18 protein-coding genes are annotated in these 24,102 nt (G+C 67.8%); 9 read left to right on the forward strand and 9 right to left on the reverse strand.

Going from position 1 to position 24,102, the window contains the following annotated elements; all coding sequences use genetic code 11:
- Positions 1-206: 206 nt before the first annotated feature.
- The gene (locus BN1263_RS02165; protein WP_058979251.1) at positions 207-2,354 is read right to left on the reverse strand and encodes a S46 family peptidase; all 2,148 of its coding nucleotides are present in this window, start codon (positions 2,352-2,354) and stop codon (positions 207-209) included.
- A gap of 122 nt (positions 2,355-2,476) precedes the next feature.
- On the opposite strand from BN1263_RS02165, the gene BN1263_RS02170 reads away from it, so the two are divergent.
- Positions 2,477-3,253, forward strand: coding sequence for a hypothetical protein (locus tag BN1263_RS02170; protein ID WP_058979253.1), 777 nt, complete (start codon positions 2,477-2,479; stop codon positions 3,251-3,253).
- Positions 3,250-4,350: a hypothetical protein gene (locus BN1263_RS02175; RefSeq protein WP_058979255.1), complete on the forward strand. Its 1,101-nt coding sequence runs from the start codon at positions 3,250-3,252 to the stop codon at positions 4,348-4,350. The genes BN1263_RS02170 and BN1263_RS02175 overlap by 4 nt, the downstream gene beginning before the upstream one ends.
- A gap of 51 nt (positions 4,351-4,401) precedes the next feature.
- Here the strand turns inward: BN1263_RS02175 and BN1263_RS02180 are convergent, their stop codons facing one another.
- From BN1263_RS02180 to glyQ, 4 genes are all read right to left on the reverse strand, one after another.
- Entirely contained in the window at positions 4,402-8,256 is a 3,855-nt protein-coding gene (locus tag BN1263_RS02180; RefSeq protein WP_058979257.1) for a translocation/assembly module TamB domain-containing protein, read from the reverse strand.
- Entirely contained in the window at positions 8,253-10,049 is a 1,797-nt protein-coding gene (locus BN1263_RS02185) for an autotransporter assembly complex protein TamA (protein WP_019661765.1), read from the reverse strand. The genes BN1263_RS02180 and BN1263_RS02185 overlap by 4 nt, the downstream gene beginning before the upstream one ends.
- A gap of 206 nt (positions 10,050-10,255) precedes the next feature.
- Positions 10,256-12,331, reverse strand: a complete 2,076-nt coding sequence (gene glyS, locus BN1263_RS02190; RefSeq protein ID WP_058979259.1) for a glycine--tRNA ligase subunit beta — start codon at positions 12,329-12,331, stop codon at positions 10,256-10,258.
- A 73-nt stretch (positions 12,332-12,404) separates the two neighbouring features.
- Complete coding sequence (gene glyQ, locus BN1263_RS02195) at positions 12,405-13,316, reverse strand: glycine--tRNA ligase subunit alpha (RefSeq protein WP_019661767.1); 912 nt, start codon at positions 13,314-13,316, stop codon at positions 12,405-12,407.
- An 83-nt stretch (positions 13,317-13,399) separates the two neighbouring features.
- On the opposite strand from glyQ, the gene BN1263_RS02200 reads away from it, so the two are divergent.
- Genes BN1263_RS02200 through BN1263_RS02210 form a run of 3 tightly spaced genes read left to right on the forward strand, consistent with a single transcriptional unit; the run spans position 13,400 to position 16,914 of the window.
- Positions 13,400-15,235, forward strand: coding sequence for a GspE/PulE family protein (locus tag BN1263_RS02200; RefSeq protein ID WP_058979262.1), 1,836 nt, complete (start codon positions 13,400-13,402; stop codon positions 15,233-15,235).
- Positions 15,207-15,953 carry a glutamine amidotransferase gene (locus BN1263_RS02205; protein WP_058979266.1) on the forward strand — a complete coding sequence of 249 codons (747 nt, stop codon included), beginning with the start codon at positions 15,207-15,209 and terminating at the stop codon, positions 15,951-15,953. The genes BN1263_RS02200 and BN1263_RS02205 overlap by 29 nt, the downstream gene beginning before the upstream one ends.
- A 49-nt stretch (positions 15,954-16,002) precedes the next feature.
- Positions 16,003-16,914, forward strand: a complete 912-nt coding sequence (locus BN1263_RS02210) for a BPSS1780 family membrane protein (protein ID WP_058979268.1) — start codon at positions 16,003-16,005, stop codon at positions 16,912-16,914.
- Positions 16,915-17,021: 107 nt separating this feature from the next.
- Here BN1263_RS02210 and tatC read toward each other — a convergent pair whose 3' ends face one another.
- From tatC to BN1263_RS02230, 4 genes are all read right to left on the reverse strand, one after another.
- Positions 17,022-17,771 carry a twin-arginine translocase subunit TatC gene (tatC, locus tag BN1263_RS02215; protein WP_058979271.1) on the reverse strand — a complete coding sequence of 250 codons (750 nt, stop codon included), beginning with the start codon at positions 17,769-17,771 and terminating at the stop codon, positions 17,022-17,024.
- Complete coding sequence (gene tatB, locus BN1263_RS02220; protein ID WP_019661771.1) at positions 17,768-18,229, reverse strand: Sec-independent protein translocase protein TatB; 462 nt, start codon at positions 18,227-18,229, stop codon at positions 17,768-17,770. Before tatB ends, tatC begins: the two co-directional genes overlap by 4 nt.
- Positions 18,230-18,244: 15 nt before the next feature.
- Positions 18,245-18,472 (reverse strand): Sec-independent protein translocase subunit TatA, encoded by a 228-nt coding sequence (gene tatA, locus BN1263_RS02225; RefSeq protein WP_058979273.1) that lies wholly within the window; start codon positions 18,470-18,472, stop codon positions 18,245-18,247.
- A 75-nt stretch (positions 18,473-18,547) separates the two neighbouring features.
- Positions 18,548-19,438: a lipid-binding SYLF domain-containing protein gene (locus BN1263_RS02230; protein WP_058979275.1), complete on the reverse strand. Its 891-nt coding sequence runs from the start codon at positions 19,436-19,438 to the stop codon at positions 18,548-18,550.
- Between the two features lie 165 nt (positions 19,439-19,603).
- On the opposite strand from BN1263_RS02230, the gene hemH reads away from it, so the two are divergent.
- From hemH to BN1263_RS02245, 4 genes are all read left to right on the forward strand, one after another.
- Positions 19,604-20,566: a ferrochelatase gene (gene hemH, locus BN1263_RS02235; protein ID WP_058979277.1), complete on the forward strand. Its 963-nt coding sequence runs from the start codon at positions 19,604-19,606 to the stop codon at positions 20,564-20,566.
- The gene (locus BN1263_RS02240; protein ID WP_058979279.1) at positions 20,563-21,417 is read left to right on the forward strand and encodes an alpha/beta fold hydrolase; all 855 of its coding nucleotides are present in this window, start codon (positions 20,563-20,565) and stop codon (positions 21,415-21,417) included. The genes hemH and BN1263_RS02240 overlap by 4 nt, the downstream gene beginning before the upstream one ends.
- Positions 21,418-21,543: 126 nt before the next feature.
- Positions 21,544-21,693 (forward strand): hypothetical protein, encoded by a 150-nt coding sequence (locus tag BN1263_RS20660; protein ID WP_186008946.1) that lies wholly within the window; start codon positions 21,544-21,546, stop codon positions 21,691-21,693.
- Positions 21,694-21,707: 14 nt separating this feature from the next.
- Complete coding sequence (locus tag BN1263_RS02245; protein WP_058979281.1) at positions 21,708-23,813, forward strand: methyl-accepting chemotaxis protein; 2,106 nt, start codon at positions 21,708-21,710, stop codon at positions 23,811-23,813.
- Positions 23,814-24,102: the final 289 nt, after the last annotated feature.

Here is a 24,102-nt window from a genome sequence, read left to right on the forward strand (position 1 = left end):
GCGTGCGTTTCCGTCAGGACAGGGGTCAGTAGATCACGACCGCTGGTCGTGCGGGTAGGTCATGGCGGTGGGTCACGACCATTGGTCCGTCTGGTGGGTCACGACCGTTGGTCGTGACGGGGACATCCGTGCCCACTAACAGTGGGCACCTACCGGGAATCAATGGGCACCCACCAGGAAGCGGTGGGCGCCTGCCAGGTACCGGTTTACTGGGCCGGTACGCCCATTTCCTTCAGCAGCTCGGGTGCCGGGTAGACCTTGGCCAGCAGCCAGCGCAGGTAGCGCATGTCCACGTGCACGGCACGCTTGTAGCGCGGGTCGAACCACCAGCTGGCACTGACCGATTCCCAGTTGCTGTCGAAGTTCAGGCCGATCAGTTCGCCCTTGGCGTTGAGCACCGGCGAGCCGGAGTTGCCGCCGGTGGTATCCAGGTTGGTCAGGAAGTTGACCGTCTGGGTCTTCAGCGCCGGGTCGGCGGTGCTGCCGAAGTCACCCTTGGCAATCGCGGCCAGCAGCGGCTTGGGCGCATCGAACGGGTAGGCGTTGGTGTTCTTCTCGACAATGCCGGCCACGGTGGTCACCGGCGAGTAGGTCACGCCGTCGCGCGGGTGCAGCGCCTCGACCTTGCCGTAGCTGATGCGCAGGGTGCGGTTGGCATCCGGGTACACGGCGCGGCCCTGCTTGGCGCGCCAGGCGAACAGCGCCTGCATGTACGCCGGGCGCAGGCGCAGCTGCTCGCCTTCGCGGGTCTTGCTCTCGTTCTCGATGCGCAGCTGCGCGGCCACCAGCGGGCCGGCCACGGCGATCAGCGGATCGGCGGCCAGGGCCTTGCCTTCGCGTGCGGCGGCAAAGCGCGACAGGCGCTGCGCCTCATCGCCCAGCTGGGTTCCGGCGTACAGGGTGTCCAGCGCCGTGGCCAGCTGCTGCGGGGTGCGGCCGAAGGCCGCGTCGAACTCGGCCACGCGCTGCGCGTCCGGCAGCTGCTGGTAGCGGGTCAGCAGGGTGGTCAGCAGGGCCTTCTCGACCTCCGGCGCGTAGCGGCGCTGGACCTGCTTGAGCACGCCTTCGATCATCGCCTGGTCGCGCTGCTGGTAACCGCTCTCGCGCTGCGCGTCCGGCTTGGCCGATTCGATGCGCAGGCGCTCCAGCAGCAACGCCGAACGCAGCAGCTGGCTCTGCGCGGCGATCTGGTCCAGCAGCAGGTCGCGCTCGCCCACCGCCGCGCCCTGCGACAGGTTGGCCAGCAACGCCTTGATGTCGCCCTGGTACTTGCGGTCGGTCGCGGCCAGCATCGCGGTCTCGTCGGCGGCACGCTGGGCCTTGGCGTCGCTGCGCAGCAGGCCTTCCAGTTCGCCAGCGGCGCGCTTGCGGTTGTTCTTCAGCGACTGCAGCTGCGAGGCATAGCGGGTACGCGCCTGCGCGTCCTTGGCGGTGGCGGCCTCGATGGTGTCGATCATTTGCTGGAACACCGACACGCGGCGCGGCAGCACGGCATCGATCTGGCCGGCGAATTCGGCCGCGGTGCGGTGGCGATAGGTGATGCCCGGGTAACCGGCCAGCATCGCGTAGTCGCCTTCCTTCGGGCCTTCCACCGACATCTTCAGGTGCGCCGGTGCCTGGTAGGGCACGTTGTCCTTGCTGTAGGCGGCCGGCTTGCCGTCCTTGCCCACATAGGCGCGCAGCAGGGTGAAGTCGCCGGTGTGGCGCGGCCACATGAAATTATCGATCTCATCGCCATAGTTGCCGATCGCACGCGGCGGCGCGTACACCAGGCGCACGTCGCTCAGTTCCAGCTGGGCGATCCGGTAGAAGTCGGTGCCGTAGTACATGTTGGCCACCGAGCAGCGCACGCTGCCGTCCTTCTCGCACTCGGCCACGATCTGCTTGCTGGCGGCATCGACGGCATCGAAGTAGGCACGGCCGGTCTTGCCGCGGGCCTGCGCCAGCACCTGGTCGGTCACCTTGTCGAAGCCGACGGTGACCAGCACGCGGAAGTCCGGGTTGGCCGGGCGCTCGTCGGCGCGGTCCTTGGCGATGAAGCCACCGTTGATGAGGTCGTGCTCGGGCGAGCTGTTGTACTGGATCACGCCCATCGCTACGTGATGGTTGGTCAGCAGCAGGCCGTCGGAGGACACGAAGGAGCCGGTGCCACCACCGGCACGCACCACGGCACTCAGCGGCGGCGCGGTGACATTGGCCAGGTCGGCCGGATTGCCCTTGAAGCCTGCGGCCTGGAGCGGCTTGGCCAGTTCCGGCAGCTGGGTCGGCATCCACATGCCTTCATCGGCGTGGGCGCCGGCAGCGAGGGTCAGGCCTAGGGCCAGGGCGGCGGGAAGGGCTTTGCGTGGTGACATGAGGCAATCCGGTACGACAGAACAGCCCGGGACCATAGCCGCTGGGGCCGGATGGGGCAACGGCTGATGGTTGGGGGCACCGATGCTGGCTAGAATCAGGCACGGATACTAGGGAAGGACCGATGATCGCAGGAATCGATCTGGGCACCACGCATTCGACAGGGCCATCTGCCGCCGAGGCGCTTGCCGACCGCATCGTCCGCAACGGTCAGCAACGCGATCCGGCAGACTTCGCAGCCTGGCTGCAGCAGTCCCCGGAACTGCAGCCCCCTGCGGATGCTGGCGCGGTGAACCTGGCAACCTGGCAACGGCTGATGAAGGGCACTACGCCGTTCCCGCAAGCGAACTTCGAGCAGCTGGCCGACCGCTTCCAGTGGTATGACCGGGACAGTATCCGCGAGTGCTACGACATGGCCGCCCTCGGCCACAGCATGCACCTGTGCTGGTTGCTGGTGCCAGGCAACGAGACCGCGCTCGCCCGTTACATGCATCTTGAGAATGCGCCGGTTTCGGTGGTGCAGGCCCGCACCCGTGTCGCCCGGCTCAGTGGCCCCTGGCACCCACTGCGCGCGCGCATCCAGGCGCTGTCCGCGCGCACGCGGCACGAAATGCGTGAAACGCTGCATTACCTTGTCGGCGTGCCTGTGATGGAGCACGTGGCGCTCCCACCGCCATTGCAGCGCAGGCAGGTCATGTTCTGGGCGGCCGCATGCGACGCCCTGCACCATTCCGTGCCGTCACGCAGACGCTTCACGCGGCGAACGGTCGCTTTGGCACTGCTTCTGACGTGCGCCCTGCTGGCCGCCATCGCAATCCTCCGCGGGGCATTTTCCAGCTCCCCCGGCAATGCAGACAGTGATCGTTCAAGCCTGCAGCCCCCACACGAGGCAAACCCATGAGCAACTGGATGGACCTGCTGCAGCGCGCCAAATCCACCGACCCGCAACCTTTCGCGGTGTACCTGCAGGGTCTGCGCAGCCAGTGGTCCCTGAACGAGCGCGCTGAAGCCAGTGCTAGGGTGCTGCAGGCGCTGCGCGCGCGGCAGGCGCCCATGAACCTGTCCGAAGCCGCGGCGCTTTACCAGGCCTTCGGCTGGGACGACGCGGGCTGCGGCCTGGCACCAGGCGAACTGCGCGAGCTGGCCGAACACGCCTGGCAGGACTGGCTGCAACTGCCCGCGCAGACCGATCTGCTGGCCCAGCAGATGGAGGCGCGTGGCGGACGCTGGACCAGCCACGATGACGCTGCCAGCCGCCTTCAGCAGCTGCGCGAACCGCGTTCGCACCTGCGCAACCTGATGTCCGCGCTGCCGCTGCGCGTGCCGCGCCAGGCCGCAGCGTTGATGGACGTACTGGGCTGCCAGGAGGACCGTCCTCTGCCGCCCGGCATCGATGCGGGCCAAGCCCGCTTCTGGGCCGGCGCCAGCGATGTCACCCGCCTCACCGCGGCACAGTTGTCATTGCTGCGTGCACTGCTGGCAAGCGTGGCGCTGACGTTGATGGCCTTCATCGCGTTGGCCACCACCCAGATCGCCAACACGCTGCTGCCCTACCAGTCGGAAGAGCAGCGCAGGGCGATCGTGCTGGGCACGGCAGCGCTGGCGCCACTGCTCGGCACGCTGCTGGCCATTGGCCTGCGTCATCTGTTCGTCTGGCAGAGCGCCCCTGAAGACCCGTCCGTGCCGCCTTCCCGGCTGCGTTGGCTGGCCCTGCCGGTCGCCTGCGCAGCCATCGCAGTGGTCGGTACCGCCGTGTACCTGTGGGTGCCCTCGCCTTCGCTGTGGTTGGCACCGCTGTGCTGGCTGCTGGCCTGGACCGTGCTGGCCACGGCATGGATCCGCTACCAGCTGCGCCGGGGCAAGCCCGTCCGCATGGAATTGCCAGTGTCATTCCTGATGATGCTGTCCGTGCTCAGCGTGCTGCCGGCGCTGCTGGGTGCGCTGCTGCTGTGGAGCATGGACCTGTCCGGGCACCGCCAGCGGCTGCGCCGCAGCTGAAGAAGCCGGGGGTCGGACCCTTTCAACGAAAGGGCGCCGCCCCCGACCCGGTCATTTCTCCCGCCGCCAGTTGATCGAACCACGGTTTTCCACCGTGCTCGATTCCACTTCCACATCAAACCCGCGGCGCAGCAGGTACTTCAGCGTGATCACCGAACCGGCGCCCACCAGCGACACGCCGTAACCCACGTAAAGCTTGGGCGAGATGTACTTGCCGACGCCGATCACCGAACCACCCAGCGCGCGCGACTGGCTCACGCCTGCATCATCCAGGCCCAGCTTGGCACCCAGCTGCGAGGCGAGCAGGCCACTGCCAGCTGAGAGCGCCGCCGAGGCAGCGTTGACCTGCTGCGCCTGGTCGCTGCTGGCGCCGGTCAGGCTGCGTCCCAGCACCAGATAGGCCAGTGCCTCGGACTGCGACATCGCCGGATCGGACCACACGTCGGCACGCGGTTGCTGGGCACGCCCGGTCACGTCGATGCCGGCGGTGACATCACCGATGCGGCGCTCGGCGCGGATGTTGATGCGCGGGTCGGACACCGCGTTGTAGTTCCAGTTGAGGTTGCCACGGGTGATGGTCAGGTCCTGCCCATACGCCTTGTAGCGGCCGCTCACTTCCAGGCCGCCATTGGCGGTCATTTCGCGGCCGGGCTTGGCCCAGACCTGCATCTTGCCGGTCAGCGCGCCCTTCAGGCCGAACCCGGTCATCTTCACCTTGTCGCCCAGGCTGACCGTCAGGTCCATGTCCAGCGGCGAGGTGCGCGACTCTTCCGGATCGGCCGGGTCGAGCACCACCACGTCTTCGGACACCGAGGTGCCGCGGTCCAAGCGTTCCAGATCGATGTCGGCCTCGGGCACGTGCACGGTGCCGCGCAGCTCCATCGCCGCCTTGGCCAGGGTGAAGTCGAGGTTGGGGTTGGCGACGATGCGCAGTTCGCTGGTGTTGGACAGCAGCACGTTCTCGCCATGGATCTTCAGCTGCAGCGGCTGCGCATCGCCGAACCACGACAGGCCACCGTCCACGTACAGCGTGCCCTGGCCCGAGTTGGCCTGCGCGGTGATCTTGGCCGAACCATCGGGCTGGGCCACGAAGCTGCCCTTGCCCTGGTCGAAGGTCAGGCCCAGCGCCGGGAATTCGCCCTTGAAGTTGCTCAGCTGTGCGTCACCGCCCAGCGACGGCTGGCCTCGCGTCCCGCGCAGGCTGACGTGGCCTTCGATCAGGCCGGTCGGTCGCACGATGTCCGGCGAGAACAGCTCCAGCCAGTACAGCCGCGACATGTTCAGATAGAGCTCACCGTTCAGTGGTGCACTGGCTTCCCAGCCGGTCTGCATCTTCGCGTCGACGAAGCCATTGCCCTGGAAGCCCATGCCCAGGTAGCCCTTGATGCTGGCCGGGGTCATGTCGAGCTTCAGCGAGAACTGGTCATAGCGCACCAGCTCGCCGCGGGTGGTATCGCCCACGGTGTTGCGGTTCTCGCCCAGGCGCACGCCGCCTTCCTTCGAGCGCACTTCCACATGGCCTTCCCAGGCCGCGCCACGCGGGCGGATCTGCGCGTCCAGGCTGACGTCGCCGCGCAGGTAGATGCGGCGGCCGGACTGCGGTGGCAGCCACGGCTGCACCAGCGCCAGCGGCAGCGCATCGCTGCGCACCACCAAGCCCTCGCGCGGCCAGTTGGCCCTTGCGCACAGCGCGCCACTGCTGGCGGCGGCGAGGCAGGCTTCGGACAGGGTGTAGGTGCTGCCGTTGATCGCGAACGCCGCCGGTGCACGCAGCGACCACGCATCACCCTTCACCGGTGCGATGCGCAGCGAGGCCAGCTCGCCGCGCCACTGCGTGCCCTGCTGGCGCACGCTGCCCTGCAGCTCGATCGCCCCCATCTCGTTGCGGGTCTGCGCAGCCAGGCGCAGGTTGGAGACACTGCCCTGCGCATCCACGTTCAAGCGCTCCAGCAGCATGCCCGCGTTGACCTGCTGGCCCTGGATCGCCAGCGTGCCGCTGTCGCCGCGCCACGGCAGGCGGCCCTTGATGCTCACGCTTTCGGCGCCGTAGCCGTCCCAGTTGAGGTTGTTGCCGACCAGGTCGGCGGTGATGTCCGGCGCGTCGCGCGGGCCCTTCACCTGTACCTGGCCACGCAGGCCACCATCGGCGCCCGGCAGCAGATCGCTCAGCTGCAGCGGTTCGAAACGCGCATCGATATCGAGGCGGTCGCCGACCTTGCCCGACGCGGTCACCCGGCTGCTGCCCAGCGACAGCTTCAGGTCGCCCTGGCCCTGCGCGCCCTGCAGCGCGAACTTGCCCTGCGCATCGAGATTGCGCTGGCGCAGCACGCCCTTCAGCGACGGCAGATCGACCGTGGCTTCCAGTGTGCCGGTGGTACCCGGCGGTGCGTTTGCCGGCGGCGGCAGCTGGCGGCCCTTGGAGGCCAGGTTGCCGGACAGGCGGCCGTTCCAGCCCGGCACGAAGTAGCCAGGGTCGAAGTCCTTCAGCGTGGCCTTGGCATCCCAGTCCAGCTGCGGTGCCCACGCCACCTGGCCTTCCACCTGCAGCTGTCCACCCGGCGTCTGCGCCTGCAACTGGTGGATCGACGCGGCCTGGTCGTTGCCGCGTACGTCGAAGCGCAGCTGGGCCTTCTGCTTTTCGCGTTCGACATCGGCGCGGCCGATCGCCGCCCAGGCCTTCAGGGTACCGGCCAGGCCGAAGCGTGCTTCCTTCAGGGTGACCGGCACCGGTGCGCTGCCGGCGGTGTTCGGGTCCGGTGCCGGCACCCAGGTCAGGTCACGCGCGACCACCGAGAAGTTGAGCTTCTGCTGGTCTTCCTGACTGAAATCGGCGGTACCTTCCAGCCGCGCCTCACCGCCAAGGCCCTTCACCAGCAGCGGTGAGACCTTCAGCACCTGGTCCTGCAATGACACCACCGACGGTGCCAGTTCCAGTTCCTGATCGCCCTGCTTTACCTTGCCACGCAGGTTGGCATTGCCGCCCTTGCCGGCGGCGGTGAAGTCCAGCGACAACGGCGCGATCGCCGAGCTCGCCAATGCTGGCGACAGCAGCGCCAGATCCAGCTCGTCGCTGCGCACGCTGGCGTTCCAGGTCGGGTCGGTGCGGCCATCGAACACCAGCATCGCGTGCAGTGGCTTCGGCGCGCGCCCGGCTACGGCCACTTCCATGTGCGACAGGTCTCCGCGGGCGACCAGGCCCACCGTGGCGGCCGTGCGCCCACGCGGTGCCGGCAGCACGGCAGTGACGGTCACGTCGGTGTCGTAGTCCTTGGCCGGGATGTAGCGACCCTGGGCGGTGAAGTTGCCCATGTCGCTGTCCACCGCCAGCCTGCGTGCCTGGAACTCGCCATTGGCGATCTCGATGCCACCACGCACGCGACTGATGTCGATCACCGGCTCGTTGGCCTGGCTGATGCGGAAGCCGTCGATGGCAATGGCGTCGGCCTGGATCGCCAGCGGCATCTCGATCTGCGGCAGCGAATCGGGCCACGACGGCAGCTTGAACGGCTCATCGCTCTTGGCCAGGTTCAACGTCGCGTTGCTCAGCTCCAGCTTGTCCAGCAGCAGCTTGCGGCCCAGCAGCGGACGCAGGTCCGGCTCCAGGTAGGCGCGCTCGGCGTGGAAATGGATGTCGTCGTAACGGAAGTCGACGTTGTACAGGGTCAGCGGCCCTGCCACCGGGCCGTCCACCTTGTCCCAGGTGAAGCTGGCACCCACCGGGAGGCGCGCCACCACCTGGGCCAGCAGTACGTCACGGCCGGCCACGGTCTGCAGCAGCCAGTACACCGCCAGCAGGGCCAGCAGCACCAGGCCCAGCACGCCCACGCCGGACCAGGCCCAGAAGCGGCGGCGCCGGTAGAAACGCACGCGCGGCGGCCTGTTCGGAGTCGGTGCGGGGGCACTCACAGGTCCGCTCCGATGTTGAGGTACAGCTGGAACTGCGAATCCGGGTTGTTCAGGCCGTGCGCGATATCCACCCGCACCGGGCCCACCGGCGATTTCCAGCGCACGCCGAAGCCGACGCCGGTATGCAGGTCGATGGTGTTGTCAAAGGCACTGCCGGTATCGACGAACACCGCCGCACCCCAGGGGCCACCGTTGAAGTAGTGCTCGTACTCGGCCGAGCCGATCACCAGGTTCTTGGCACCCAGCGCATACTTGTCCGGCTTCGGCGTACGCGGGCCAACCTCACGGTAGGCGTAGCCGCGGATGCTGCGGTCACCACCGGCGAAGTAGCGCAGGCTCGGCGGCATCGCCACCAGGTCGCTGGTCCAGGTGGTGCCACCCTCGCCGCGCAGGATCAGGCGATTGCTATCGCCCACCGGGATGTACCAGCGCAGCACGGCATTGGCCTGCACGAAGCTGGTGTCCGAACCCGCACCTTCCACACCGGCGCGCATCGTTGCCGTACCGCTGACGCCCTTGCGCGGGAACAGCTCGTCATCGACGTCGACGTAGTCGGCGACCAGCTGCGGGTAGACCAGCGTCGAGGTGTTGTAGACCGCGTCGGTGAATTCGGTGCCCGAGGCATAGCGCCAGCGCTCGCGCAGCGCGTTGATCGAGGCGATCGCGGTCCAGTGTTCGTTGATCTCGCCGCTGCGGCTGGCGATCAGCTTGAAGTTGCGCAGGTCGATGTAGTCGGTCTGCTCGTCGTAGGCGCTGGCAGCGAAGGTGTACCAGCCATCAAGCCAGTTGAAGGCTGGAATGCGGTAGCTGGTGATCAGGCTCTTGCGCTTCTGCGCATAGTCCAGCTGCGTGTTCATCTTGTGGCCGCGGTTGTTCAGGAACCGCCGCTCGATGCCACCACGCACACCCGGGCCACTCTCGCTGCCGTAGCTCAGGCCCGCGGTGTAGATGGTGCGCTTGGCGCGCGTCAGCTTCACGTCCACCGGCACTTCGCCGTTTTCGTCGGCCTGGTCCGGGCGCGGCTGGATGTCGATCACGCTGAAGTAGTCCAGCTTGGTCAGCGACTCGCGCAGCCGGTCCAGCTTGCCCTCGTGGTAGTAGCTGCCCTGCTCCCAGTACACCAGCGGGTCGAACAGCTTGTCGACGAAGTAGTCCTGCTGGAAGCGCACCGGGCCCATGTTGTAGCGGCGGCCGCTGTCCCAGGTCAGGTCGATGTCGGCCGCGTTGTCGGCGCGGGTGATCTGCACCTGGCGCTGGGTGTAGTCGGCATCGAAGTAGCCACGCTCGGCCAGGCGCCGGGTGATGGTGATCTTGCTGGCTTCGTACTGGGTGTGCTCGAAGCGCTGGCCCTTGCGGGGCTTGAATGCGGCCAGGTCGTCCTGCAGGTACTGGTCGTACATCGCCGGGCCGGTGATGTCGATGTGCTCGCGGCGCACGGTCACCGGGGCCCCCTTGTCGACATGGATGAGCACGCGCACGTGCTCATCCTGGCGCGGCGCCTCGACCTTGATCACCGGGTTGTAGTACCCGAACGGTTCCAGCGCCTGGCGGGTCTGCCGCTCGGCCTGCGACAGCAGGTACTCCAGGCGCGATTCACCCTGCTCCTTGCCGATCGTGTCGAACAGCGACAGCGATTCCTGGATGTTTTCGATGATTGCGGCGTCGTCGCCCTTGTCCAATCCCTTGATGTCCACCTTGTCGATGGTGCCGCGCGCGTGGGCCACGGAGGTGGCGGCCAGCGACAGGACCATCAGCGGCAGGGCGTATTTCTTTGGCTGCATGCGGCACAGCATACCGACCGGAGGTGACGATGCGAAATGCATCACGTCGTTGGAGATCGGTTGTTAAGTGGCGGTCAAAATACGCGCCTTTGTGGCGATCATCGGGATCGCACGCGAGGATGCCGACGTCGCGTGCGGCAACGGCGATGATCCCGATGGACATCCGCCGGCGATGTTCCGGTAGTGCCGGCCGCTGGCCGGCACTACCGATACGGGCGTCAGCTCGACAGATGCTCGATCGCCGCCACCTTGCCCAGGCGCTCGCCCAGCATCGTCAGCAGCGCCAGGCGGTTGCCACGCAGTGCCGGATCTTCCGCGTTGACCATCACGCCATCGAAGAACGCGTCGACCTGCGGACGCAGGCGCGCCAGGCGTGCCAGCACCGCCACATAGTCCTTCTGGTGCAGGCTGGCGCCGGTGTCATCGATGGCGGCGGTGACCGCTTCGGCCAGCGCGCGCTCGGCATCTTCCTGCAGCAGTGCCGCGTCGATCTGCGCCGGAATCTCGCCCTCGGCCTTGCGCAGGATGTTGCGGATGCGCTTGTTGGCCGCGGCCAGCGCTTCGGCTTCCGGCAGCGTCGCAAAGATGCCGATCGCATCCAAGCGGCGGTCGAAGTCGTACAGTGAGGCCGGTTTCAGCTCGGCCACAGCGTTGAAGTGTGAAGCCGGCACGCCCTTGTCGCCGTAGTAGCCCTTCAGGCGGTCGAGGATGAAGTCGTACAGCTCGCCGACGTCGGCCTGCACGTTGCGCGCCGCCAGGCCGCCGTTGGCGCTGGCCAGCAGCGCGCGCAGGTCCAGCTCGAAGCCGCTTTCGATGATCGTGCGGGCCAGGCCCAGCGCGTTGCGGCGCAGGGCGAACGGGTCCTTGTTCCCGGTCGGCTTCAGGCCTGCAGCAAAACCACCGGCCAGCGTATCCACGCGTTCGGCGATGGCCAGCACCTTGCCCAGCGGCGACAGCGCGATGTCATCACCACCGAAGCGCGGCTGGTAGGCCTCGTCGATGGCCAGCGCAACCTCGGCCGATTCACCACCTGCCACGGCGTAGTGGCGGCCGGCGATGCCCTGCAGTTCCGGGAATTCGTTGACCATGCGCGACTGCAGGTCGTTCTTGGCCAGCTCGGCAGCCCGCTTGGCCTGCGCCGGATCGGCACCGACCTGGGCTGCGATCACTTCGGCCAGTGCGGCCACGCGCGCCACCTTGTCGGCCACGCTGCCCAGCTTGGCCTGGTAGGTCACCGTCTTCAGGCCCTCACCCATCGACACCAGGCCCTGCTTCAGATCCTCGTCGAAGAAGAACTTGGCATCGGCGAAGCGCGGGCGGATCACCCGCTCGTAGCCCTTGGCCACTTCGGCCACGTTCTTCGACTCGATGTTGGCAATGCCGATGAACTTCTCGGTCAGCGTGCCGGCCGCATCCAGCACCGGGAAGAACTTCTGGTTGATCTCCATCGTCTCGATCAGCGCTTCCTGCGGCACCGCCAGGAACGCGCGCTCGAAGCTGCACAGCACCGCCGACGGCCACTCGACCAGGTTCACGACCTGCTCCAGGTTGTCGTCGGTGATGCGGGCGCTGCCACCGGCCTTGGCCGCAGCGGCCTCGACCTCGGCGACGATGCGCGCACGGCGCTCGCTCGGATCGACCAGCACGAACGCAGCGCGCAGGGCTTCAACGTAGTCGTGCGGCTGCGCCAGCGACACGGTCTGGTCGTGGTGGAAGCGGTGGCCACGGCTGACGCGGCCAGCCTGCAGGCCGAACAGTTCGGCTTCGACCACGTTGGCGCCGTGCAACAGCACCAGCCAGTGCGCCGGGCGCGCGAAACCCCAGGCGTGATCGCCCCAGCGCATCGGCTTGGGAATCGGCATCGCCGCGATCGCCTCGCGCAGGATCTCCGGCAGCAGGCTGGCGGTGCTCGCGCCCGGGGTCACTGCGCGGTGCACGAAGCGCTCACCCTTGTTGTCGGTGGTCTTCTCCAGCGCGGTCCAGTCGATCCCGGCCTTGGCGGCGAAGCCCTGCAGGGCCTTGGTCGGCTGGCCTTCGGCGTCCAGCGCGATGTTCAGGTACGGGCCCAGCACTTCGCTGTGCTGTTCCGGCTGTTCCAGGCCGACGCCCGGCAGCAGCACGGCCAGGCGGCGCGGGGTGGACAGCGGGCGCGCATCGCCCAGTTCCAGCGCGATGCCACGCTTGCGCAGGCCTTCGACAACACCGTCAAAGAAGGCCTGGGCCAAGCCCGGCAGCGCCTTGACCGGCAACTCTTCGGTGCCCAGTTCAATCAGCAGGGGGGACAGTTGGCTCATCGTTTCAATCCTGTGGTGGGGGCGCAGCGCGCGACGCGTCCGGCGCCCCGGAGTAAGGGGGAGAGCGCGGCCTTCAGGCCTTCTTCGCGCCCGGGAAGCCCAGCTTCTCGCGCTGTTCGTAATACGCCTTGGCCACCGCCTGGGCCAGTGCGCGCACCCGCAGGATGTAGCGCTGGCGCTCGGTCACGCTGATCGCGCGGCGCGCATCGAGCAGGTTGAAGGTGTGGCTGGCCTTCATCACCTGCTCGTAGGCCGGCAGCGGCAGGCCTACTTCCACCAGCTTCTGCGCTTCGCGCTCGCAGGCGTCGAAACGGTGGAACATTTCTTCCACGTCGGCGTATTCGAAGTTGTAGGTGCTCTGCTCCACCTCGTTCTGGTGGTAGACGTCGCCGTAGGTCACCGGCTGGCCGTCCGGGCCGTAGGTCCAGACCAGGTCGTAGACGTTGTCGCAGTTCTGCAGGTACATGCACAGGCGCTCGAGACCATAGGTGATCTCGCCCAGCACCGGGCGGCATTCCAGGCCACCGGCCTGCTGGAAGTAGGTGAACTGGGTCACTTCCATGCCGTTGAGCCAGACTTCCCAGCCCAGGCCCCACGCGCCCAGGGTCGGCGATTCCCAGTTGTCCTCGACGAAGCGCAGGTCGTGCACCAGCGGATCGATGCCCAGTGCCTTCAGCGAATCCAGGTACAGCTGCTGGATGTTGTCCGGCGCCGGCTTCATCGCCACCTGGTACTGGTAGTAGCGCTGCAGGCGGTTCGGGTTCTCACCGTAACGGCCATCGGTCGGGCGCCGCGACGGCTGCACGTAGGCCGCATTCCAGCTTTCCGGACCGATCGCACGCAGGAAGGTGGCCGGGTGGAAGGTACCGGCGCCCACCTCCAGGTCGAGCGGCTGGATGAGCACGCAGCCCTGCTGGGCCCAGAACTGGTTCAGGGTCTGGATCAGGCCCTGGAAGGTGATCGGAACGGTCGGGGTCGCGGACATGCGTACGAGTCTTGGCCGGCAAGGGGGTGCGCTAGTATAACGGCCGACCTGCGGGGCATTCCGTACCCGGGAGGAGCAGGCAGATGGAACATCGGCTGCCGGCAGGCACGCCCGGCGAGGCGGGCGGCGTCCCGCTGCCTTGGGGACGGCTGCATTTCGAGCAGATTGCCGCGGCTCTGGTCGCCGATGACCTGGTGGCCGAGCAGGACCGCGAGCGCATGCGGTTTTCCGCGCAGGGCGCGCGCAATGCCAGTGAAGTGCACCCGCTGGTGCTGCTGTCCAACCTCAAGCTGGCCGCCAACGGCGGTGGCGAGCTGACCCTTGAACGGCTGACCGAGTGGCTGGCGCAGCGCACCGGCAGCCGCTACCTGCGCATCGACCCGACCCGGGTCGACGTCGCCGCGGTCACCGCGCTGGTCTCCCACGCCTACGCCCGCCGCCACCGCTTCCTGCCGCTGGCGGTGGACGCCGAGCGCGTGCTGGTGGCCACCAGCGAGCCGCTGGTGCAGGAATGGCGCCGCGACCTGCAGCACCTGACCCGCCGCCGCATCGAACTGGCGGTGGTCAACCCGCTGGACCTGCACCGCTACACCATGGAGTTCTACGGGGTGACGCGTTCGGTGCGCGGTGCCCGCAGCGACGTGCGCGGCGAGGCCAGCACCACGCTGCCCAGCTTCGAGCAGCTGGTCGAGCTGGGCCGCACCGGCGACGTCAATGCCGACGACCAGCACATCGTGCACATCGTCGACTGGCTGCTGCAGTACGCCTACGAACAGCGCGCCTCGGACATCCATCTGGAGCCGCGTCGCGAGATGGGCCGCATGCGCTTCCGCATCGACGGCGTGCTGCACAAGGTGTTCGAGGTGCCGCCAGCGGTGATGACCGCGGTGGTCAGCCGTATCAAGGTGCTCGGCCGCATGGACCTGGCCGAGCGGCGGCGCCCGCAGGATGGACGCATCAAGACCCGCTCGCCGGGTGGCCGCGAGGTCGAGATGCGCCTGTCGACCATGCCCACCGCCTTCGGCGAGAAGTGCGTGATGCGCATCTTCGACCCGGATGCTGCGTTCAAGAGCATCGACCAGCTCGGTTTCAGCCCGCAGGAGGCCGCCGGCTGGAATGCGCTGGTCGAGCGGCCGCACGGCATCGTGCTGGTCACCGGCCCGACCGGCTCGGGCAAGACCACCACCCTGTATTCCACGCTGAAGCGGCTGGCCACGCCGGACGTGAACGTGTGCACGGTGGAGGACCCGATCGAGATGATCGCGCCGGAGTTCAACCAGATGCAGGTGCAGGCCAACATCGACCTGGACTTCGCCAGCGGCGTGCGCACCCTGCTGCGGCAGGACCCGGACATCATCATGATCGGCGAGATCCGCGACCTGGAGACCGCGCAGATGGCGGTGCAGGCTTCGCTGACCGGCCACCTGGTGCTGTCCACCCTGCATACCAACGACGCGCCCTCGGCGGTCACCCGCCTGCTCGACCTGGGCGTGCCGCACTACCTGCTCGCCAGCACCCTCAACGGCATCCTCGCCCAGCGCCTGGTGCGCACGCTGTGCCCGCACTGCAAGCAGCCGCACACCCTTGGTGCTGCCGACTGGGCGGTGCTGGCTGATAGCGATGGCGCATATCCAGATGCCGCCACGCCCTGTCGGCCGGTTGGCTGCCTGGAGTGCCGGCGCACCGGATTCCTTGGCCGCATCGGCCTGTATGAGTTGCTGCCATTGGGCTCGCGGCTGCGCGGGCAGATCCGCGCCGACATGGATCTGGCCGGTTTCAGCCGTGCCGCACGTGCTGAAGGGCTGCGGACCCTGCGCCAGGCCGGGCTTGAAAAGGTGGCGCAGGGGCTGACTACAATCGAGGAAGTCCTGTCAGTACTGCCGCCCCCGGATGAATCCAGCCCCGTTCCTGATCGTTGAAACCGGCCGACCGGTGCCGTCATTGCGCCGCTACGGGCGCTTTCCGCACTGGATTCGCGTCGCCGCCGGGCTGGAAGAACACGAGACGGTGGTGGTCGATGTCGAGCACGGTGGCGCCCTGCCCGATCCGCATGCCTTTGCTGGCGTGCTGGTGACCGGCTCGGCCGCCTTCGTCACCGACCACGCCGACTGGAGCGAGCGCAGCGCCGCATGGCTGCGCCAGACTGCCCACGCCGGTCTGCCAGTGTTCGGCATCTGCTATGGCCATCAGTTGCTGGCCCATGCGCTGGGGGGCGAGGTGGCCTACAACCCGGCTGGCCGCGAGTCCGGCACGATCGAACTGGAACTGCAGCCGCAGGCGGCACAGGACCCGTTGTTCCAGGGCCTGCCGCAGCATTTCGCCGCCCACGCCACCCACCTGCAGACCGTGCTGCGTGCGCCCGAGGGTGCCCAGGTGCTGGCACGCTCGCCGCTGGATGGCTGCCATGCATTCCGCTGGGGCCGCCACGCCTGGGGGGTGCAGTTCCATCCGGAATTCGCCACCCACCACATGCGCGGCTACGTGCGTGCCCGCGCCGACTGCATCGGTCGCCACGGCGGCTGCGCCCGCACCATCGAGCGCGCAGTCAGCGCCGCGCCGCTGGCCCGCCAGCTGTTGCGCCGTTTCGTGCGCCAGGCGCGGCTGTCTTCAGCCCAGCCGATGGCAAAACAGGGATAATCGGCGGCACGGGCAGCCGCCCGGCCCCTCCTGTCCCTCCCGGATGTCCATGAAAGAGATTCGCAAGCTGCCGGCTTCGGCGGGCGCCCAGTGGTTGCTGGATACGTTCTCCCTGTACCGGCGTGCGCCGCTGCAGCTGGCCCGGATCGGCCTGGCTTGGCTGCTGGTGAGCTGGCTGGTCACCCTGTTGTCCACGCTGATTCCCGGCGCGGCAGGCATGGCCGTGCAGCTGATGACCCTGGCCATCTCGCCGATCATGTTCGGCGGCATGCTCTACGCCGTGGGCGAGATCGACGAAGGCCGCCCGGGCCTGGCCTCGCACTTGCTGCAGCCGATCCGCGACCACCGCGTCAGCCACCTGCTGGTGCCGCTGGCGATCCAGGTGCTGGCGGTACTGCTGCTGGGCGCGCTGCTGTTCATGATGATCGGTCGCGAGGGCTTCACCGCCTTCAGCGAGGTCATGACCAAGATGGAAGAGATCAGCCGCAGTGGCCAGCAGATCAAGCCGGACGATGCCGCCGCGCTGGTCGCCAACCTGCCGGCAAAGCGCATTGCGTTGTGGATGCTGCTGGTGTTCCTGAGCACGGTGGCGCTGTCGCTGGCGATGTTCACCCAGCCGGCGCTGGTGGTGTTCGACAAGCAGAGCGGCATGCATGCGCTGCGCCTGAGCCTGCAGGGCTGCATCGAAAACATCGGCGCGATGATCGTGTTCGCCGCACTCGGCCTGATCGCCGCGTTCTGCATGTACATCCTGTTCGTGATCGTGATCCAGATCGCGATGCTGATCGGTGGCCCGCTGGCCGCGGCCTTCATCGCCCAGCTGGTACTGACCACGGTGCTGATGCCGCTGTATGTCGGTGCGGTCTACGCCGCGTGGAAGCAGATGTTCGTGCATCGCGGCAGCCGTGCAGCGCCGCCGATCCCGACCACGCCGACCTCGAGCGACGTGTTCCACGCCTGACCAGAACGCAGGTAGATCCACGCCATGCGTGGATAGAAAAGGGGACGGAGGGGATTAAGTCGTTTTTGCCTTTAACGACTTAATCCCCTCCGTCCCCTTTTTGTCTTTCAGGCGGCGGGCTTCTTCACTACCGACGACGGCACCAGCCAGCGCGCGGCGTGGATGCCCAGCTCGTACAGCAGGCACATCGGGATCGCCAGCATCAGCTGCGAGACCACGTCCGGCGGAGTCAGCACTGCGGCTACCACGAAGATGCCGACGATTGCGTAGCCACGGCCTTCCTTGAACTGCTGCGGCGTCACCCAGCCCAGCAGCACCAGGATCACCATCGCCACCGGCAGTTCGAAGCTGCCGCCGAAGGCGAAGAAGATCGCCAGCACGAAATCCAGGTAGGCGTTCGCATCCGGGGTGATCGCGATCACGTCCGGGCTGAAGGTGGTGAGGAAGTGGAACACCGCCGGCAGCACCAGGAAGTAGGCGAAGGCGCAGCCGATGTAGAACAGCAGCACCGACGACACCAGCAGCGGTACGGCCAGGCGTTTCTCACGCGCGTACAGACCCGGGGCAACAAACGCCCACAACTGGTACAGCAGCCACGGCACCGCCACGAACAGGGCGACGAAGAAGGTCAGCTTCAGCGGGGCGAAGAAGGCGCCGGCCGGGTTGGTGGCGATCATCGTCTGCCCGTTCGGCAGCTGCGACACCAGCGGTTCGGCCAGTGCGTTGTACAGCTTCTGGGTAAACGGCAGCAGCGCCAGCAGCACCACGCCCAGGCCCAGCAATGCGCGCACCAGGCGGCCGCGCAGTTCCACCAGATGTTCGACCAGCGAGCTTTCGCCGAAATCCTGTTCACTCATGGCTGGCGCTCCGTGCTCTGCGGCGGCGGTGTCGCGGCTGCTTCAGCGGGCGCGTCTGCAGCCGCCCCGGCAACGGCGCCAGCCTGGGCCGGTGGGTCCACGCCGGGCTGGGCAATCATGTGCGGCGGCAGATCGGCCTGCGCCGGTGCTCGCACTTCCTGCGCCAGATCGTCGCCCTGCTGCCGCGCCTGCTGGGCCTGGCGACGGAGCGCTTCGCCACTGGCGCGCAGCTGGTTCTCGGTGTCCTGCATGCCTTGGCGCACGTCCTGCATCTGCCGCTTGATCTCTTCGGCGTGCAGCTCGCGCTCCAGTTCCTGTTTCACCGAATCCCACTGGTTGCGGGCACGACGCACCCACAGGCCGGCGAAGCGGGCCGCCTTGGGCAGGCGCTCGGGACCGAGCACCACCAGAGCGACCACGGCAATCACCAGCAGTTCGCTGAAGCCGATATCGAACACCGCGACCGCTCCGGATCAGCGTGGGTTGCGGTCGTGCTCGTCCTGCACGGTGCGCGAGGCATCCTGGCTGCGCGACTCGTCGCCCAGCTGCGCGTTCGCCTTGTCGTCGTCGCGCATGCCCTTCTTGAATTCCTTGACCGCCGAGCCGAGGTCCTTGGCGCCACTGGTCAGGCGCTTGGTGCCGAACACCAGCAGGACGATGGCCAGCACGACCAACCAATGCCAGATGCTGAAACTGCCCATAAAGACGCTCGTTACGTTAGTGATCAGGCTGTCGAGCATAGCGCACCGGCTGTAAGCCGGCGCGCGTGACGAAAGTCAGTTCCCGCCCAGCGTTTCCGTGCGGATTTCGCCGTCATTGACCGGCTGGAAGCCCTGCTGCTGCAGTGGCGGGGTCTGCGGCACGTTCTGCAGCGGCGCCGTGGTGGCTTCCGCCGGGGCGGCCGGTGCTGCCTGAACAGGCGCCGGCGCAACCGCCGGGGCCGCTGCCGGACGCGGTGCACTGCCGTTGCCGCTGCGGTTGTTGCGTGCAGCGTAGGTGGCCTCTTCCAGGCGGTCACGGAAGGCCACCACATCCATCGACGGCGAACCGGCAGCGCGGCCTTCGAAGATCATGCGCGGCGTGGTGTTGCTGCCGTAGGCATCCAGATTGGCGGCATCATCGATCTGCAGCACCGCACCATCCAGCGCGACGCCGGCAAACAGGCCGCGCGCGCGCGACCAGGACCAGATCTCGGCCTTCAGCTGGCCGTCGGTGGCAGCGGCGGCATTGCGGCCGACCGGGCCGGCGGCGACACCGGCATCGGCGCCCAGCGTGAACTTGCCATTGACCAGGTTGTCCAGGCTGCGGTCGTTGCGGAACACCAGCACCACGTCCGAGGACTGCACGCCGGCCTGGAAGCCGATGCTGCCGCCGGTCAGCTTCACGAACACCGGATTGGACCAGGCGCCGTTGGGCATGCGCACCGACATCAGGCCGTGGCCACGACGACCACCAATGACCAGACCGGCCTTGATCGTGTCGGGAATGACGATGACCGCGCGGCCTTCGTCGAGCAGTTTGTCCGGAATGCCCTGTTCGGGGATTTCCTGGATTTCAGCAAGCACGCGCACGGCATTGCGCGCACGCTGGTCTTCCTGCGGTCCGGCCATGGCCTGGCTGGACAGCAGGCTGGCGGCGATCAGCAGGGCTTGGATCGGGCGACGCATGGCAGGCTCCAGAAGTCAGTCCATAGGAAGATATAGCAAGTGACTGAAATTAGTAGCGTTGTCATGAATCCCCAATGAGCGTTCCCTGCTCACATTGATGCGCGCTATGCCTGCAATCCGAACCCTGCATCCCGGCACGGCGCCGGATCGGCGACAATACCGCCCATGCTCGACGCACCCGATACCGCCGTGCTGGCGGTCAACCTAGGCACGCCCGAGACGCCGACGGCCCCCGCCGTACGCCGTTACCTGGCCGAATTCCTGTCCGACCGCCGCGTGGTCGCGATCCCGCCACTGCTGTGGCAGCCGCTGCTGCGCGGACTGATCCTGCCCCTGCGCAGCAGTCGTTCGGCGGCCAAGTACGCCCAGGTCTGGCTGCCCGACGGCTCACCGCTGATGGTGCATACACGCCAGCTGGCGCAGACCATGCAGGCCCTGTTGCCGACCCTGACAGTGCGCCATGCGATGCGTTACGGCGAACCGGCGCTGGCCAGCGAGCTCGACCGCCTGGCAGCCGACGGCGCGCGCCGCATCGTGGTGCTGCCGCTGTACCCGCAGTACTCCACCACCACCACCGCCTCGGTCGAAGACCGCGTCGATGCGTGGCAGCGCCGCAATCCGGGCGTGACGGTGAGCCTGGTGCGCGACTATTCGGTCGATCCGGGCTGGGTCGACGCCGTTGCCGGCTCGATCCGCCGGTACTGGGAACAGCACGGCCGTGGCCAGAAGCTGATGTTCTCCTTCCACGGCATCCCGCAGCGCCTGGCCGACGCGGGCGACCCGTATCCGCAGCGCTGCGAGGCAAGCGCGCAGGCCATCGCCCACGCACTGGGCCTGGGCAGGGACGACTGGCAGATGGGTTACCAGTCGCGCTTCGGCCGCGAGCGCTGGCTGCAGCCGTATGCCGAGCCCAGCCTGTGGGCGCTGGCCGAATCCGGCGTGAAGCAGATCGACGTGGTCTGCCCGGGCTTTGCCACCGATTGCCTGGAAACGCTGGAGGAAGTGGCGCTGGGCTTCACCGAGACGCTGGCCGAGCGCGGCGCGACGATGCGCTACATCCCCTGCCTCAACGCCGATCCGGAACACGCTCGCGCCCTGGCGCGGCTGGCCGTGGCCTCGCTGGCATGAGTCTGCAGCCGTTTGAACTGGAGGTCGGTGGCGCGCGCGTCGCCGGCCTGCGCAATCACGGCGACGGCCCGCGCGTGCTGGCCCTGCATGGCTGGCTCGACAATGCGGCCAGCTTCGTGCCGCTGGCGCCGCACCTGTCGCCGTTGCAGCTGGTGGCCATCGACCTGCCCGGGCATGGCCACAGCGCGCACCTGCCGGCCGGTGCCAGCTACACCACGGCGGCCGCGATCTGCCACGTGCTTGATGTGGCCGACGCGCTGGGCTGGGACCGCTTCAGCCTGCTCGGTCATTCAATGGGCGCCGGCATCGCCAGTCTCACCGCCTCGGTCAGCGACCGCGTGGAGCGGCTGGTAGCGATCGAAGCACTGGGCGGCCTGCGTGGCCCCGAGGAAGACACGGCCAACCGTCTGCGCGAACATGTAAACGCCACGCGGGGACTGGCACGCAAGCAGCTGCGCGTGTTCCCCGACCTGGCCGCGCCGATCCGTGCGCGGATGATGACCAACCAGCTCAGCGAAGGATGCGCAAGGCTGCTGGTCGAGCGGGGCGTGGAACCGGTCGAGGGCGGCTACCGCTGGTGCAGCGATCCGCGGCTGATGCTGCCCACCGCGATCCGCCTCAGCGAAGGCCAGATCGACAACCTGCTGCAGGCCATCGCCTGCCCGACGCAGGTGATCTATGCCACGCCGGCACAGTCGTACTATCCCGAGCCGATGCGCAGCGATCGCCTGCAGCATCTGCGCGATGGCCGTCTGGCGGTGTTTCCCGGCAACCATCACCTGCACATGGAAGATCCGGAACAGATCGCAGACGTGATCCTGCACTTCTTCAGCAACGACAACTCCGGCTGAGTCGCGGCGTCCGCGCACTTCACTCCGCGCAGTTGCGGCCGATACATCAGTTGCGGGCCCCTGCGCCCGCCGCGCGCGGACCCGGTCGGGCCTGCGGCGTGTGTCTGGTCCTGCAAGGAAGTCCGCATGCCCGCTCTGCTGCACCGTCATCCACAGGATGTGGCCACGGTGCCCCGTCTGCGCGTCGCTTATCGCGTCGCATTCCCCGAATTCCCGGCACCCGCCCTCGTCACGCCCTGCTGCGTGCGTTGCGGCGTGGCCGTTGTCTTTAGCTGACCCAGGAGTCGCCGATGTCCGTTGCATCCTCCCGTCCCCCCGATACCGCCCGCCTGTCGCATCTGCAGCAGCTCGCGCGCCGCGCTGACCGCCGCCTGCTGATCGGCAGCGGGATATTGGCTATGGCTGCCCTGGTGCTGGCGCTGCGTGGGCCGCAGGCACAAGCCGCCGCGTTGGCGGCCGTCGCCGTATTGCCAGCCGCGTGGTTGGGCGGCCCCCAGGCGGGCCGGGCCGTCGCCCGCAACGGTCTGGCGTTGCTGTTGTCGCTGCAACTGGCCGTGTTGTGCGCGATCATCAGCCTGTCACCGGCATTGCCGATTGCCCTGCTGCTGGGCGTGCTGCTGGGCCACCGTGATCGCCTTCCGGTGTGGCTGGCCGGTGGCGTCGGTACGCTCTCCCTGCTGGCACCGCTGCTGGACGGTACTGCGCTGTGGCCGGCGCTGCTGCAGGCCGTGATGCTGGCCGGCCTGACCCTGTTCCTTGGCCAGGTCGCACTGCGGCTCCGCCAGCAGACCGAAGCACTCGGCCACGGTCCCCGCCGGCTGGCCGCGCTGGCGCGCGACATCGCCACCGGCGCCGATCTTGGTGCACATGCTGACACCACCGCCTACGCACCAGGTTCGCTGGCCCATGCGCTGGCCGACACCGCACGCCATGTGCAGGCCCAGCGTGGGCGCGAAGCGGAGGCACACGCCGAGAACGCGCAGATCCGCCAGGCCCTCGATGCCTCGCGCACCGCGATGATGATTGCCGACAACGATCACGTGATCCGCTACGTGAACCGCTCGGTGGTGGCCCTGCTGCGTAACCAGCAGGCAACGTTGCGCCAGGCCTTCCCCGATTTCGATGCCGAGCGCCTGGTCGGTAGCAGCATCCATCGCTTCCACGCCAACCCGGACCGGATCCGCGCCATCCTCAATGGCCTGCAGGTCAGCCACAACGGCAAGGTACAGATCGGCCCGGTGCACTTCGCACAGGTGGTTACTCCGGTCTTCGACGCACAGGGCGTGCGCCTGGGCTTCGCCGTGGAGTGGCATGACCGTACCCATGAGCTCGCGTTGGAGAACGCCGTCGCCGGCATCGTCGCGGCCGCCGCCGCCGGCGACCTCGACCAGCGCCTGCAGGCAACCGAAGGTGCCAGCTTCCTCGATGGCCTCACCGGTGGCATCAACCAGTTGCTGGATACGTTGGGCAGTACGGTTGACGAGGTGCGGCAGATGCTCTCGGCGCTGGCCAGCGGCGATCTCGATCGACGCATGCATGGCGAGTATCACGGCGCCTTTGCCGCGATCCAGCGCGATGCCAACGCCACCGCCGGCCAGCTGGCGCGCATGGTGGGCCGTATCCAGCAGTGCGCGTCCTCGATCAGCACCGCTGCGAGCGAAATCGCTGCGGGCAATGGCGCGCTGTCCGAGCGCAGCGAGCGCCAGGCAGCGCACCTGCAGGAAACCGCCGCTTCGATGGAAGAGCTGACCGCCACCGTGCGCCAGAACGCTGCCCATGCGCGCGAGGCGAGCCAGCTGGCGATCACCACCCAGAGCGCCGCCAGCGACGGCAACGTCGCCATGCAGCGGGTCGTCGACACCATGCAGGCGATCGAGGGAGCCTCGAAGCGGATCGGCGACATCACTGGCGTGATCGATGGCATCGCCTTCCAGACCAATATCCTCGCGCTCAACGCGGCAGTGGAGGCCGCCCGTGCCGGCGAGCAGGGCCGCGGCTTCGCGGTGGTGGCCAGCGAGGTGCGCGTGCTGGCGCAGCGCTCCGCCGCCGCCGCACAGGAAATCAAGAAGCTGATCGATGAGGCGGGTCGCCAGGTGGGCGAAGGTGCCCAGCTGGTGGCCGATGCGGGCCAGCGGATGCAGGGCATTGTCGGGGGCGTTGAGAATGTCAGCCACCTGATGCACGAGATCTCGGCGGCCTCTCAGGAGCAGTCGGTTGGCATCGAGCAGATCAACCAGACCGTCGTGCAGATGGATCAGGCCACGCAGCAGAACGCGGCGCTGGTGGAGGAGGCCACCGCTGCCGCACGTGAGCTGCAGTCGCAGGCTGGGACGCTGACTGAAGCGGTGTCGGTCTTCCGCCAGCAGGAAGCACATGGGGTCTCGCGGGCCGCCTGATCCAGGCCTTCCATTCGATCCTGATCAAGACGGCGCCCGCAGGGCGCCGTCTTTTTATGCGTAACCTGCCCCTGGTAGTGCCGGCCGCTGGCCGGCAACCGATTGCTGTGTGGGCCTGCTGTTGGTAGCGGCCAACCTTGGTTGGCGCCGCTGTTCCTCGCAGGGGGATCCACGGATGGCGTGGATCTACCGGGCGATGTAACACCGTCGGGTTGCCGGCCAGCGGCCGGCACTACCCGGTGTTTACCGCGCACAAAGAAAAACCCCGCTGCGTGAGCAGCGGGGTTTT

The organism is Stenotrophomonas thermophila (assembly GCF_001499715.1).
Lineage (GTDB): Bacteria > Pseudomonadota > Gammaproteobacteria > Xanthomonadales > Xanthomonadaceae > Stenotrophomonas > Stenotrophomonas hibiscicola.

Excerpts from the sequence above, each read along its gene's own strand:
- BN1263_RS02240 (WP_058979279.1), top strand. The coding sequence starts at position 20,563 with ATGAGTCTGCAGCCGTTTGAACTGGAGGTCGGTGGCGCGCGCGTCGCC.
- BN1263_RS20660 (WP_186008946.1), top strand. The coding sequence starts at position 21,544 with ATGCCCGCTCTGCTGCACCGTCATCCACAGGATGTGGCCACGGTGCCC.
- BN1263_RS02170 (WP_058979253.1), top strand. The coding sequence starts at position 2,477 with ATGATCGCAGGAATCGATCTGGGCACCACGCATTCGACAGGGCCATCT.
- BN1263_RS02165 (WP_058979251.1), bottom strand. The coding sequence starts at position 2,354 with ATGTCACCACGCAAAGCCCTTCCCGCCGCCCTGGCCCTAGGCCTGACC.
- glyQ (WP_019661767.1), bottom strand. The coding sequence starts at position 13,316 with ATGTCCGCGACCCCGACCGTTCCGATCACCTTCCAGGGCCTGATCCAG.
- BN1263_RS02245 (WP_058979281.1), top strand. The coding sequence starts at position 21,708 with ATGTCCGTTGCATCCTCCCGTCCCCCCGATACCGCCCGCCTGTCGCAT.
- glyS (WP_058979259.1), bottom strand. The coding sequence starts at position 12,331 with ATGAGCCAACTGTCCCCCCTGCTGATTGAACTGGGCACCGAAGAGTTG.
- BN1263_RS02200 (WP_058979262.1), top strand. The coding sequence starts at position 13,400 with ATGGAACATCGGCTGCCGGCAGGCACGCCCGGCGAGGCGGGCGGCGTC.
- tatC (WP_058979271.1), bottom strand. The coding sequence starts at position 17,771 with ATGAGTGAACAGGATTTCGGCGAAAGCTCGCTGGTCGAACATCTGGTG.
- BN1263_RS02230 (WP_058979275.1), bottom strand. The coding sequence starts at position 19,438 with ATGCGTCGCCCGATCCAAGCCCTGCTGATCGCCGCCAGCCTGCTGTCC.
- BN1263_RS02210 (WP_058979268.1), top strand. The coding sequence starts at position 16,003 with ATGAAAGAGATTCGCAAGCTGCCGGCTTCGGCGGGCGCCCAGTGGTTG.
- BN1263_RS02185 (WP_019661765.1), bottom strand. The coding sequence starts at position 10,049 with ATGCTGTGCCGCATGCAGCCAAAGAAATACGCCCTGCCGCTGATGGTC.
- tatA (WP_058979273.1), bottom strand. The coding sequence starts at position 18,472 with ATGGGCAGTTTCAGCATCTGGCATTGGTTGGTCGTGCTGGCCATCGTC.
- hemH (WP_058979277.1), top strand. The coding sequence starts at position 19,604 with ATGCTCGACGCACCCGATACCGCCGTGCTGGCGGTCAACCTAGGCACG.
- BN1263_RS02205 (WP_058979266.1), top strand. The coding sequence starts at position 15,207 with ATGAATCCAGCCCCGTTCCTGATCGTTGAAACCGGCCGACCGGTGCCG.
- BN1263_RS02175 (WP_058979255.1), top strand. The coding sequence starts at position 3,250 with ATGAGCAACTGGATGGACCTGCTGCAGCGCGCCAAATCCACCGACCCG.